Raw genomic sequence first — 12944 nt, 5'->3', positions numbered from 1 at the left:
CGGGAATACGGCATACGCGCGGACTCGCAGAGTCCGCATTACAGCACCGTCGGGAAGCGGTTTACATTCTTGTAATAGATGTACACGGAAGGCTCTTTGCCGATGCTGGCGGCCCACTGCTGACAGTAGGGCGCCATCCAGATGGAGTCGCCTTTTTTCACAGGGTACCACTGCTGGTCGAGCATGTAGATGGCCTCGCCCTGCAGGTAGAGCAGGCCGTGCTCCATGATGTGCGTTTCCACCATGGGCAGGCGGCCGCCGGGCTGGTAGGTGAAGATGTTCACGGCAATGTCGAAGCCCAGCTCGTTGGGCAGCAGCTCCTGAATGCGCAGAGCCTCGTCGTTCATGTACACCGGCGCCTTGCTGTCGTCTTTCTCGCCAAACAGCAGGCCCGGCGTGGCGTGGCCCTCCAGCGGCTCGTACACCTTGTGGAAGGTCAGCAGCTGCGTGCCTTCGCCGGGGTTGGTAAACAGGTAGTCGCTGCCCACGGGCACGTACACGAACTGCCCCGTCTGCAAGGTCTTTTCCTGCCCGCCGGCCGCCACCGTAATCTGCCCCTGCACCACGTAAAAGAAAATCTGTGAGGCCTTGGTCTGTCCCTGCAGGCGGCCGGCCGCCGTCAGCGTGATGATGGTCTGACAGAGGCGGGCCCCCATCTGCTCGTTGATGATGACGTTGGTGGTGCAGCCCGTCCAGCCCGGCACGTTGCTGTTGATGTAGCCATCGGGCGCAATGATGGCATGGTTGCGGGTAACGACGGAGCGGGTGAGTGCGGAAATTTCCATTTGTTGAATTAAAATTTTTGAATTAAAAATTAAAAAGCAGAAGCAGAATTTTAAAAATGAGGGCTAATTAAACTCGAAGCAACAAGCTGATTACAAAAGCTTACCTGGCCCAATTTTTAATTCTTAATTATTAATTTTTAATTCCATCAAAAACCGTTCGGATACTTCGATGGCGGCGGCCAAATCGGCCAGCTCCACGTTTTCCAGGGGATTGTGGCTGATGCCTTTGTAGCAGCGAATAAACAGCATGGTAACCGGGGCCACGGCCGAGATGGGCACGGCGTCGTGGCCGGCGCCGCTCACCAGCTCTACAACCTCGTGGCCGGCCCCGGCAATAGCCTGGCTTAGCTGCTGGCTTAGGGCCGGGGCGCAGGCCACGGGCGCGGTTTGCTGCACCGCGTTCCAGCCGAGCTGCACGCGGCGCCGGCTGGCAATGCTCTGGGCCAGCTGCCGCAGCTCCTCGTAGGCAGAGGCCAGACGCGCGGCGTCGGCGCTGCGCAGGTCGAGGCTGCAGATTACCTCGCCGGGGATGACGTTGCTGGCGGCGTGGCTTACCTGCAGCTTGCCCACCGTGGCCACAATCTTTTCCTTGTTGGCCTGCCCGAACTGCTCGGCGGCCAGCACGAACTCGGCGGCGGCGCAGAGGGCATCCTGGCGCATGTCCATGGGCACGGTGCCGGCGTGCCCGGCCATGCCGCGCCACTGCAGCTCCACGCGCTGCTGCCCGGCAATGGCCGTCACCACAGCCACGGGAATGTGCCGCTCCCACAGCACCGGTCCCTGCTCGATGTGGGCTTCAAAGTAGCCCAGCCACTGCTCGGCCGGAATGGCGTCCTGCGCCAGCCGGCGGGCGTCGGCGCCCATTTTCGCCAGGGCCTGGGCCAGGGTAATGCCCTGGGCATCGGCCCGGTCCAACAGACTAGGGTCGAAGGAGCCAGCCACTACCTTGCTGCCCAGGTAAGTGCTGTGGAAGCGCACGCCCTCTTCGTCGCTGAAGGCAATCAGCTCCAGGTGAAAGGGCAGGTCCGTAGTTTGTTGCGCCAGCTGCTCCAGCAAATCCAGGCCCATGAGTACGCCCAGGGGCCCGTCGAACTTGCCGGCATTCACCACCGTGTCGATGTGGGAGGCAATGACGAAGGTTTTAGCCGCCGGATTCCGGCTGCTGAGGCGGGCGCAGAGGTTGCCGATGCTGTCGGTGCGCGTGGATAAGCCAGCGGCTTCCATCCACGACTGCACCAGGTCGCGCCCCCGCAAAAAAGCGTCCGTGCCAAAGGTGCGCGTCACGCCCTCGGCATCTTCGCTGATGGCAGCCAGCTGCTCGATGCGCTGCATGACCTTTTCGGCCCGGCTAATGTAGTCCTGCATCCTTTTAGTTGTCAGTTGTTGGTTGTCAGTTGTCAGTGATGTTCTGGAGCCAGCTTTATCAGAACAGCCTGACAACGAACAACTGACAACTGCCCCGCCTTAGCGGGTAATAATTTCGCCCTGATTAAGCTGGGTGAAGGCGGGGCGCTGGTACACTTGCTTTCCCAGCAGGAAAGTCTGCTCCACTACGCCGTACAGCTGCCGGTAAAGGTAAGGCGACACCTTGTGTTTGTGCTGCACCATGTCCGGGGTCACCTCAAACGAGGCGTCGGGGTTCAGCACCAGCAGGTCGGCGTCGTGGCCTACGGCGATGCGGCCCTTGCGCTGGCCCAGGCCGGCCAGCTTCGCGGGGTTTTCGCACAGCCAGCGCGTGAGGTCAGAAAGGGTGGCGCCGCGCTGCCGGGCGGCGGTCCACAGCACCGGCAGGGCCAGCTGCAGGGAGGCAATGCCGCCCCAGGCCGTGGTGAAGTCGCCGCTTTCCAGCTGCTTGAGGTCGGGCGGCGCGGGCGAGTGGTCGGTGGCCACAAAGTCGATGATACCTTGCTGCAGGGCCGCCCAGAGCTGCTCGTTGTTGGCCCGCTCCCGGATGGGCGGCGCGCACTTGAACTGCGTCTGCCCGTCGGCAATGTCTTCGGCGTTGAAGAACAGGTAGTGCTGCCCGGTTTCCACAGTCAGCGGCAGGCCCTTGGCCTTGGCTTCGGCAATGGGGCCGATGGAGTTGGCCGAGGAAAGGTGCACGATGTGCACCGGGCAGCGGAACTCCTCGCAGAGCCGAATCATCAGCGCAATGGCCTCGTCTTCCCAGCTTTTGGGCCGCGAGGCCAGGTAGTTGGGGTACGAGCGGTGGTCGTTCTGCTTCCAGCTGTCGTCGTCCTGGCTGAGCTCGCAGTGCACCAGCAGGGGCAGCCCGTGCCGGGCCAGGATGGGCATTACCTGCCGCAGGTCGTCTTCCGTGGCATTGGGAAAGTCATCGATGCCGGAGTGCGTCAGAAAAGCCTTGAAGCCGAGTATGCCGGCGGCAATCAGGCCTTCTACCTCGGCAGCATTGCCCGGCACGATGCCGCCCCAGAAGCCGCAGTGGGTGTGCAGCTGCCCCCGCGTAGCTTCCAGCTTTACCTGAAAATTCGCTACCGAAGTTGTCACCGGCGCCGAGTTCAGCGGCATATCCACCAGCGTGGTCAGCCCCCCGGCAAGGGCGGCCCGGGTAGCCGTGTCGAAGCCTTCCCAGTCGGTGCGCCCCGGCTCGTTGATGTGCACGTGGGGGTCGACCACGCCGGGCAGGATGGCGCGGTCGTCCACGTCGAGCAGCTCGGCGCGCACGGCGCTGCCGTGGGGCAGGATGTCGGCAATGCGGCCGTTTTCGAGCAGCAGCAGGGCGGGCTGTTCGCCATCGGGCAGCAGCACGCGCCGGCTTTGCAGAGCTAATGTGGACATAAGGGGGAGTTTTGTAGTAAATTCGTGGCCTTTTTCCAGCGCCAGCTTCAGTTCTGGCGGGCATCATTTAAAAAAGGACTGCAAAAGTCTGGAAAGTCTTTGGTAATACCACCGCCTTGCTGGCGTCGGGCCTGAACAGCCGGACGACAGCTCGGCAGTCCGGTTGATTTTTCCCCTGAAACCAACCTTATCTAGCTACTTCCTACCGACTACTGAGTTCTTCTTTATGATGCCATTTCTAATCGCCTTCATCCTGCTGGCCGTGCTGGGCCTGCTGCTCGGCGTCATCTTCTTCATGCAGCGCTTCGCCCAAACCCGCCCCAACGGCGGGGAGCTGGGCAACAGCGGCTTCACCATTCAGGGCTTTTCCTACGTCCTCATCCTGCTCACGGTGTTCTACGTGCTGGGGGTGTTCTACGTGTACATTCAGGGCAGCGCCTGGGAAGGCCACCTCATGGAGTGGCTCAACATCGTGGTGCGCCTGATGCACATCACCTTCGGCATCGCCTGGATTGGGGCCTCGTTCTACTTCGTGTTCCTGGAAAATGCCCTCAACCGCACCCACAACGTGCGCGAAGAGCTGGCCGGCAACCTCTGGGCCGTGCACGGCGGCGGCTTCTACTACCTCGAAAAGTACAAGCTGGCACCCAAGGAGATACCGCGCGACCTGCACTGGTTTAAGTACGAGGCCTACTTCACCTGGCTTACCGGCTTCAGCCTGCTGATTGTCGTGTACTACTTCAACGCCAGCTCCATGCTCATCGACCCGCGGGTGCTGGACATCAGCCCGCTCACGGGGGTGGCCATTGGCGTGGGCTCGTTTGCGGTAGCGCTGGCCATCTACCACGTGCTGTGCGAAACCGCCTGGCTGAAAAAAGGGCCCTGGTTTGCCGTTATCGGCTTTGCCATTGCCACCGTTTTTGCCTGGTTCTACTGCCAGGTGTTCAGCGGCCGGGCCGCCTACATTCACTTCGGCGCCATGCTGGGCACGCTCATGGTGGCCAACGTGTTTTTCATCATCATCCCGGCCCAGAAGGCCATGGTGAAGGCCGCCACCCTGGGCCAGCCCCTCGACCCTACCCTGGGCAAGAATGCCCTGCAGCGCTCCCTGCACAACAACTACCTCACCCTGCCCGTGCTGTTTGTGATGGTGAGCAACCACTTCCCCAGCACCTTCAGCAACGCCTTTCCCTGGGCCGTGCTGGCCGCTATCTCGCTGGGCACGGCCGGCGTGAAGCACTGGCTTAACCTGCGCGAAAAGCACCAGACCAGCGTGTGGGTGCTGCCCGCCTCGGCCGCCCTGCTGCTGGCGGTGGCTTTCGTAACGGCCCCCAAAAACCAGGCCGCCGGCGCTGCCTCCACCTGCACCGAGCAGGTAAGCCTGACCCAGGTAAACCAGATTATGCAGCGCCGCTGCGTGCAGTGCCACTCGGCCAGGCCCACCGACGACATCTTTAAGTCGCCGCCCAACGGCGTGGCCTTCGACTCGCCCGACGACATCGTGCGCCGCAAAGACCAAATCATGCAGCGCGTGGTGGTGACCAAGACCATGCCCCAGAACAACAAAACCGACATGACCGACGAGGAGCGGGACATGATTCGCTGCTGGATTGAGCAAGGCGGGGTGAAGTAGTTTCTTGTTTCTGGTTGCTGGTTTCTAGTTGTTGTTCTAACGAGGAAGCTATTTAGGAAGTCAAAACATACCTATAGAACGTCATGCTGAGCAAAGTCGAAGCATCTCTACCACGAGAGTAAACCCATTCACAAGAATTACTTCCCCTGGCAAGATGCTTCGACTACGCTGCGCTGCGCTCAGCATGACGTTCTAACGCCTTTCTAAACAGCAACGAGAAACCGGAACCAAGAAACCAGTAACCAACCCATGCCCGCCACTCCCCGCGACTTACCTGTTTGGCAGCTGGCTTTGGCCAGCTTGCGGACGGGTGTGCCCGTGGCGCTGCTGTGCGTGCTGCGCAGCGAGGGCAGCAGCCCTGGCCGGCAGGGCTTTAAGATGGTGGTGACGCCGGACGAAACGGCCGGCTCTATTGGGGGGGGCATCATGGAGCATAAGTTTGTGGAGCTGGCCCGGCAGCGCCTGCGCACCGGCGACAGCAGCGCCCTGCTGCGCCCGCAGATTCATCGCCGGGAGGCTCCGGCCGACCGCTCGGGCATGATGTGCTCGGGCGAGCAGGACGTGCTGCTGCTGCCCCTCACAGCGGCTGACCTGGGCAGCATTTCGCTGGTTGTCAATGCGCTGCTGACCCTATCCGGCGGATATGTTGAGCTGAGCGCGGCCACCGGACTACGGGTGCTGCCAAACCAGTCTCTGCCTACTTTCTACGTTTATCAGCCCGGGCCCGACTGGCTTTACCGCGAGCAGCTGGGCTTTCGCGAGCAGGTTACCATCGTGGGCGGCGGGCACGTCAGCCTGGCCTTGTCGCGGGTGCTGGCTTTGCTCGATTTTGAGCTGACCGTGCTCGACGACCGGGCCGAGCTGCCCACGCTGGAAGCCAACACCTATGCCCATCACCGGCGCGTAGTCAGCTATGACCATCTGGCCGCGGAAGTTGCGGCCCACCCGCAGCACTACGTAGTTGTGATGACCGTGGGCTACCGCACCGACACCCAGGCCCTGCGCCAACTGCTGGGTCGTACCCGGGAGGGCCAGCCCTACCGCTACCTGGGCGTGATGGGCAGCCAGGCCAAAATTGCCGAACTGCGCCGCGTACTGCGCGAAGAGGGGTTTTCCGATGCCAGCCTGGCTGCCCTGCGCGGGCCCATTGGCATTAGCATCAACAGCAAGACCCCCGAGGAAATAGCGGTGAGCGTAGCCGCCGAGATTATCGGCGTGCGCAACGCCGCTTTTTAAGTGGTTCCATAGTTTGTAACGCGGAATTTCATTCCGCGCTGCCGGGCAAACCCAGGATTCGCGGAATGGGATTCCGCGTTACAGCCCAGCACCTAATCTCTCCCCCCGCTCCGGGCTTCCTGCGGCGTCATCAGGTAGCCTTCGGTAAATACGCGGTAGTTGTCGAAGATGGAGCGCACCGTGCGGCGCAGCAGCAGGTCCATGGAGATGCCGTTGGGCACTTCCACCCCGGAGGCGTAGCCGTTCCACACGGCCCGCTGGTTGCGGGCATCAATCAGCGTTACCATCAGGGTGCCGTCCGACATCAGCATGTTCACCGGCTGATATGTCTGGCGCATGCGCTCGGGGGTGTACTCATCGTCTTCGTAGCCGCGTTTTATCCACTCTTCCAGCGACTGCTGCTCGTAGCCCCGCAGGCGGATGTTGCCGGCAAAAAGCTGAAAGTTTACCAGCAGGTCGGGCTTGCCGCTGGCCGCCGGGCGGTAGCCTTGCTGGCGCAGCCGGGTATGAATGGCCTCGCGCAGTACCTTGCCCACTTCGCTACTGTCGGAGGCCAGACCGGGGCCTTGCATAAACTCGAAGGTCCGGTAGCGGTGAAACTTGCCGCTGTAGCTGTAGTCCGACTCAACCCGGGCTTCCGACAAGGTCATGCAGCCACTAATTCCGGAGCCAACAAATAATGTAAGCAGTAAGAGGTGTAATGCTTGTTTCATAACGGAGGAGGTATCGGTCGTAGGGGTCAACTTACGAAAAATAATCAACTCCGGTTGGCTGTTCTGCAGGGGGTTAGCCCATTAATTTACTTAATGCGGCTGGGTAGCATCCTGGTGGGTTTTTGCGGTGACGGCACCCGGTTTCCGGCAGCACAAACGGGCTGGCACAGCCGCTGCCTATAGCGAGTAGCAGCACCTCGCGCACAGGCCCGGCCACGAGCGTTTCACTTTCCTTCCCCCGTGCTGGTAGCTCATAGTAGACACGGGGCAGAGCCCCGCGCCATTAATCAGTTCCGCAACTTGGGTGAGCGCCCTTTTAGCCCACGCCCCTACCGGTAGCCGGCGGCCTGCAGCTGAAACAGCTCGGCGTAGCGGCCGCCTTTGTCGAGCAGCTCCTCGTGGGAGCCGATTTCGACGAACTGCCCGTTTTCGATTACCAGGATGCGGTCGGCCATGCGCACGGTGCTGAAGCGGTGGCTGATGAGCACGGCGGTTTTGCCCTGGGTGAGCTCGGCGAAGCGCTGGAACACCTCGTGCTCGGCGCGGGCGTCGAGGGCAGCGGTGGGCTCGTCCAGAATCAGCAGCTGGGCTTCGCGCATGTAGGCCCGGCCCAGGGCAATTTTCTGCCACTCGCCCCCGCTCAGGTCCACGCCCCCGTTGAAGCGCCGGCCTATCATCTGCTCGTAGCCACCCGGCAGCTTCTGAATCACGGTATCGGCCAGGCTCTGGGCGGCGGCGGCTTCGATGCGGGCCTGGTTGTGGCGCTCGGCGATGCGGCCCACGGCCAGGTTCTGGCCCGCCGGCAGCTGGAAGCGCACGAAGTCCTGGAAGATGACGCCGATTTCCTGGCGCAGCTCGGCCGGGTCGTACTCGCGCAGGTCGTGCCCGTCGAGCAGGATGCGCCCTTCGCTGGGGTCGTAGAGCCGGGCCAGCAGCTTTACCAGCGTGGTTTTGCCGGCGCCGTTCTCCCCCACCAGCGCCAGCTTTTCGCCAGCTTTCAGCTCAAAAGACAGATTGCGAATGGCCCATTTTGTACCATTTTTGTACTGAAACCCGACGTTTTCAAACTGGAAGCCGCGCTGAATGGGCCGGGGGAAAGGCCGGGTGTGGGCACTGCCTTCGATGGGCCTGGTAATGCGCGGCTTCAAGGCAAAGAAATCGAAGAAATCCTGCAGATACAAGGCGCCGTCGGCCACGGAGCTGAAGCGGCTGAGAATGCCTTCGAGCAGGGCACGGAGCCGGGCAAAGGAGCCGGCCAGAAACGTGAGCTGCCCGATGCTGATGCTGCCGCTCACGGTGCGGGCCAGAATGTAGACGTAGGCGCCGTAGTACCCGGCTGCGCCCACGGCTGCAAACACGGCACCCCAGCCGGCGCGGCGCAAAGCCAGGGACTTGTTTTGGCGGTAAAAGTCGTCGGAAAGGGTGCGAAACCGGTCGATGAGGAAGCCGGAGAGCCCAAAAATCTTCACCTCCTTGGCCGTTTCGTCGGAGGCGCCGGTTTGGCGGAGGTAGTCCAGCTCGCGGCGCTCGGGCGTCCAGGAGTGCGAGAGGGAGTAGCTGCGCTCGTTGAAGTGCGACTCGCCGAGGAAAGCGGGTACCACGGCCAGCAGCAGCAGCCCCAGCAGCCAGGGCTGAAACGCCACCAGCCCGGCCGCCAGCAGCACCAGCGTTACCAGGTCCTGCCCCTGGCTCAGCACCTGGCTCATCAGCACGGTGCGCGACAGGGTTTGGCGCCGGGCACGCTCCAGCTTGTCGTAGAAGGTGCTGTCTTCAAACTGGTCGAGGTCGAGCTCGGCAGCGTGCGCCATGAGGCGGATAGACGACTGGTTGGCAAACAAGTCGCCGAGCAGCGAGTCGAGCAGGGCCACGCCGCGGCCCAGGGCGTCGGCCAGCAGCACCAGCCCAAACTCCAGCGCCACCAGGGTAAACAAGGGCGCCAGGGCACGCTGCTCAGCCGGCAGGCGGGTAAGCGCCAGCACGCTGTCGAGAATAAGGCGGGCCACATAAAGCTGGGCCAGCGGCAGCCCCGCCCGTAGGAGCCGTAGCCCAATGTTGGCCAGCGACAGCGCCGGGCTGGTGCGCCAGATAAGCTGCAGGAAAGCCGGCAGGTGACGTAGCGCCGACACCCGTTCGCGCACGCTTACGGCCGGCTTGTCAGGGTCGAGCCGGCTTTTAGGTTTTTTGGCCGAGATAGATTTCAGAAAGTCAAGCATTGCCAGGGTACGCGCAAGCTTGGGGCCGGGATGAGGGAACAGCCTTTTTGGCAGCAAAGCAAAATCTGATTACTTTGTATAGCTAACGTTTGGCCGTTGCCTTGCTGCCAGGCAGCGACTGCTGCCAGCAAGGCCCACTTTCGGGCGTTCCTTGTTCACACTCTCTTCCGACAGTCTATGCGCCGCTTCCCCATTTCCCTGCTGCTGCTGCCTGCGGGCCTGGCATTTGCCCACACGGCCCAGGCCCAGGTACAGATTAGCGTAGGGCCGCAGGTAGGTGCCGTTAGCAGCTTCTCGTCTTACTACGGCTACGGCAACTACTCCAGCTCCGGCCGGGCTTACCAAACGCGCTACCTGGCGGGGTTTGAAGCGGGCTTCGCCTCGGTTCTGAGCTTTGGCCATTTCCAGCTGCAGCCCACGGTGCTTTTTGCGCAGCGCGGCTTTCGGGTGGACGACAACTATTCCAGCGCCACCTACAACGCGGTCACCAGCGAGCGCCTGCGCCTGAACTACCTGTGCACGTCGCTGCTGGCAGCTTATAGCCTGCAGGCTTCCGGCCAGGGATGGCAGGTGTTTGCGGGCCCTTACCTGGGCCTGCTGCTGGGCGGCAATTACACATTCCGCAACACGTACGCCGGCTATCGGCGCCAGACATACGTTGTTGAAGGCAAGGTACCGGTAGCCGGCAGCGAACAATACCGCGCCACCTCCAACGACCCGGCCGCCACCGACCCCTCCCTAGGCCACTCCCTCGACTCGTATTCGTCACGTTCACAGGACGTTGGATTGCAAGTGGGCGTGGGATACAGCTTCGGCAAAGCGCTGGTGCGAGCCAGCTACAGCCACGGGCTAAACAACCTGGGCGTAGGCTCGAGGATTGAAAACGGCAGCAGTGCCGGCGTGTACACCACCGAGCCGCCCAAGTACTCTACCCAGGCCGTTGTGGTATCGTTCGCCTACTTACTGCCGCTCTCAAACCGGCCCTGAAGAGCTGGGCCGACGGCCGCCCAGCTGCTCCCAACGACGAGCCTTTAACAAGTGCGGCACTGCTTCTGTGAGCCCGGGAGTGGGCTTTGTGCCGATTATTTAAGGAAGTGGCGCTGTTGGCTAGCCCGCCGCGGGGGTATTGCCGGGATTGGCGTGGCCGCGGAACAGCAGAATGTCTTTGTCGAACATGTAGATGCCGCTCTTATCGTCGCCCACCAGCTCCAGCTTGTCGTTGAGGGTGCGGGCCAGGGCCTCTTCCTCCAGCTGCTCCGACACGTACCACTGCAGGAAGTTGTGGGTGGCAAAATCCCGCTCCTGCAAAGCCAGCCCCACCAGCTCGTTGATGCTGGCCGACACGGCCATCTCGTGGCGCAGAAAGTCCTGAAACACCCGCTGCAGCGACTGAAAGGTGATTACCGGCTGGGGCAGGGCCGGCACCACGGCAAAGCCGCCGCGCTCGTTCACGTAGCGAATCAGCTTGAGCATGTGCACCCGCTCCTCGTTGCTTTGCTGGTAGAAGAAGTTGGTCACGCCGTCGAGCCCCGGCTGGATTTCGGCCCAGGAGGCCATGGCCAGGTAGGCCTGCGAGGACTCGGCTTCCATGGCAATCTGTTGGTTGAGGGCGTCTTTAATGGCGGAGGTAAGCATGGGCGGGTAAGCAAAAACGGTGGTGAGTCGATGAAGCAGCCGGGTGCTGCGCGTCATGCAAAGTAAGCAACCGGGACTTGCCAGGGCCAAAGCCCGCTACCCTTTCGCCGCTTCCTTGCCGGCCTTCGTAAGGCGCCGCCTGCCTGGGCCCACGCTCCCGCCCTCATTTGCTTGCTGATTCGCGGGCTCTTATTGCCTTCCCCGCCTTTTATGCAGCGGCCCGAAACCGTGTACAGAGCTCCAGCTGTTCAACCCCACCCCAACCCACGCCGCTTGATGCGCAGAATCCGAAGGGGGCGGGGAGACAGGTGACATGTACAAGGACAGGGCAACCGCTCTAAGCTGCGGCCTAGCCTGGCCCGCTGGGCTCCGCCGGGGACCGACGGGCGGAGCTGGCGCAGGGGGCCAGAAAAGTCAGCGGCGGCATAGCAGTAAAAAAGCCCTAACTTGCTTTGAGCTTCCAGCAACTCGCAATTTCAGAGCTCAGTTATCCACCTCCTTTTATCGCCGGCGCCTTGAAACCTTCTCTACTCCTTTTTCTTCTCCTGCCGCTTCACTCCTTCGCGCAGTTTGGCCGCACCTACATGGGCCCCACCATGCAGCAGAACCAACAGTCCCGCGACCACTTCAACCGCTCGATGAACCAGCGGACGCAGGACTTCCAGATGCGGCAGCTGCAAAAGAACCGGTCAGTGCCCGGTATGCCGCCGGCTAACGCCGAGGACAAGCTGCAGGCCCAGGCCAATCAGCAAAAGGCGGAGCAGGAAGCCAATGAGCAGCTCACGCGCCTGGCCCAGGAGCAGCAGCGCAAGCGCGAGGAACGCCCCGCCAAGAACCCGCAGCAGGCGGCCGCGCAGCTGAAGGAAGACCAGCGGCAGCTGACGCTGCTCACCGTGAAAAACTACCGCGACGTGTTCCTGCCGGGGCAGTACTCCACGGCGATGGAGGCCCGCACGCTCTCGCCCGCGTCCCGGCACAGCCTGGACCGCATCACTGCCCGGCTGATGGAGGAGGCGTGGTGGGGCAAGCAGGAAGGCAGCCAGCTCCCGGCGATAATTAAGTCGTACAGCGACAGCCTGGCTTCGCTGGCTACCGGCTTGATGGGGTTCGACCTGGCCTCGCCCCCACCGACACCCGCCCAGCTTACGGGCAGCCGCGTCGATGAACTGCTGGAGAAAGGCACCTTTAACCAGCAGACAGCCTGGCAAATCATGCAGGAAGTTGGGATGGCCGAGAAGCTCATCGCCGGGGATGGCGTGGTCAAGGCCGTCCTGGAATTTCAGGAGCTGAGCAGCGCCAATGCTTCCAACCAGGCACTTCAGAGCAACCCCAAAAAGCTGCAGAAAGAAGTGCAGGCCCGTCTCAGCCGGGTCAATTCGGAAATGCTGCGCTATGAAACGCGCATTGGCACCTTGGGCCGGCTGCCCGCCGCTCAAAAGACCATGCATAAATCTACCTCCACCTTCCTGGCAAAGAAGAGCAGCTAAGCCCGGCGCGGCCGGCAGCCTACCCGTGGGCATAGCGGAGTTGGTACCGGGGCCAGCCGGGCACACGAATTACAGCCGAAAGGCTTGCCCCCTGGTGTTTATGCCCATAGCCTGCACAGCACCCAGGTTATATCTGTATCGCCCCTGCTGGTGGAATAAGAGCCCCGCTCGTTCACGTAGCGAATCAGCTTGAGACTGGGTACCCGCTCTTCGTTGCTCTGCTGTTACGCAGCTGGCCAATGATGGCGCGGGGTGGTAACATCAGCGATGTTCTGCCGGGTCGTTCAACGACGAGACGCAAAATATTGCGTCTCTACATCCGCCTGGATTTTCGCACAGTGCACTACGTAAGTGGTATAAGGCCGTTCAGTGCGGCGGAATACACCTCTCAAGGCCCAACCTAGAGCCGTTTCAGGGTGCGGTACGTAGCGCGGACTAAAAGT

10 protein-coding genes are annotated in these 12944 nt (G+C 62.0%); 4 read left to right on the top strand and 6 right to left on the bottom strand.

The features are described 5' to 3' along the window. Positions 1 to 38: 38 nt before the first annotated feature. From allE to allB, 3 genes are all read right to left on the bottom strand, one after another. Entirely contained in the window at positions 39 to 785 is a 747-nt protein-coding gene (gene allE, locus ABD919_RS08265; protein WP_345235518.1) for a (S)-ureidoglycine aminohydrolase, read from the bottom strand. A 123-nt stretch (positions 786 to 908) separates the two neighbouring features. After that, positions 909 to 2150 (bottom strand): allantoate amidohydrolase, encoded by a 1242-nt coding sequence (locus ABD919_RS08260; protein WP_345235517.1) that lies wholly within the window; start codon positions 2148 to 2150, stop codon positions 909 to 911. 99 nt (positions 2151 to 2249) lie between these two features. Further along, entirely contained in the window at positions 2250 to 3584 is a 1335-nt protein-coding gene (gene allB, locus ABD919_RS08255; RefSeq protein ID WP_345235516.1) for an allantoinase AllB, read from the bottom strand. Between the two features lie 226 nt (positions 3585 to 3810). On the opposite strand from allB, the gene ABD919_RS08250 reads away from it, so the two are divergent. Together ABD919_RS08250 and ABD919_RS08245 are read left to right on the top strand one after the other, a co-directional pair. Further along, entirely contained in the window at positions 3811 to 5217 is a 1407-nt protein-coding gene (locus ABD919_RS08250; RefSeq protein WP_345235515.1) for a urate hydroxylase PuuD, read from the top strand. A 249-nt stretch (positions 5218 to 5466) separates the two neighbouring features. Continuing rightward, on the top strand, positions 5467 to 6453 hold the full coding sequence (locus ABD919_RS08245; RefSeq protein ID WP_345235514.1) for an XdhC family protein: 987 nt from the start codon (positions 5467 to 5469) through the stop codon (positions 6451 to 6453). A 92-nt stretch (positions 6454 to 6545) separates the two neighbouring features. Here ABD919_RS08245 and ABD919_RS08240 read toward each other — a convergent pair whose 3' ends face one another. Further along, positions 6546 to 7166 (bottom strand): DUF4136 domain-containing protein, encoded by a 621-nt coding sequence (locus ABD919_RS08240; RefSeq protein ID WP_345235513.1) that lies wholly within the window; start codon positions 7164 to 7166, stop codon positions 6546 to 6548. 329 nt (positions 7167 to 7495) lie between these two features. Beyond that, positions 7496 to 9379, bottom strand: coding sequence for an ABC transporter ATP-binding protein (locus tag ABD919_RS08235; RefSeq protein WP_345235512.1), 1884 nt, complete (start codon positions 9377 to 9379; stop codon positions 7496 to 7498). 177 nt (positions 9380 to 9556) lie between these two features. On the opposite strand from ABD919_RS08235, the gene ABD919_RS08230 reads away from it, so the two are divergent. Next, on the top strand, positions 9557 to 10366 hold the full coding sequence (locus ABD919_RS08230; RefSeq protein WP_345235511.1) for an outer membrane beta-barrel protein: 810 nt from the start codon (positions 9557 to 9559) through the stop codon (positions 10364 to 10366). A gap of 120 nt (positions 10367 to 10486) precedes the next feature. Here ABD919_RS08230 and ABD919_RS08225 read toward each other — a convergent pair whose 3' ends face one another. Next, a complete protein-coding gene (locus ABD919_RS08225) occupies positions 10487 to 11014 on the bottom strand; it encodes a ferritin (RefSeq protein ID WP_345235510.1) in 528 nt (175 codons plus the stop codon). 515 nt (positions 11015 to 11529) lie between these two features. On the opposite strand from ABD919_RS08225, the gene ABD919_RS08220 reads away from it, so the two are divergent. Beyond that, entirely contained in the window at positions 11530 to 12501 is a 972-nt protein-coding gene (locus ABD919_RS08220; protein ID WP_345235509.1) for a V-type ATP synthase subunit E family protein, read from the top strand. The last annotated feature ends 443 nt before the right edge of the window (positions 12502 to 12944 follow it).

Origin of the sequence: Hymenobacter saemangeumensis, assembly GCF_039541835.1 — a bacterium.
Taxonomy (GTDB): domain Bacteria; phylum Bacteroidota; class Bacteroidia; order Cytophagales; family Hymenobacteraceae; genus Hymenobacter; species Hymenobacter saemangeumensis.
This window is presented reverse-complemented; position numbering and strand designations above follow the sequence as displayed.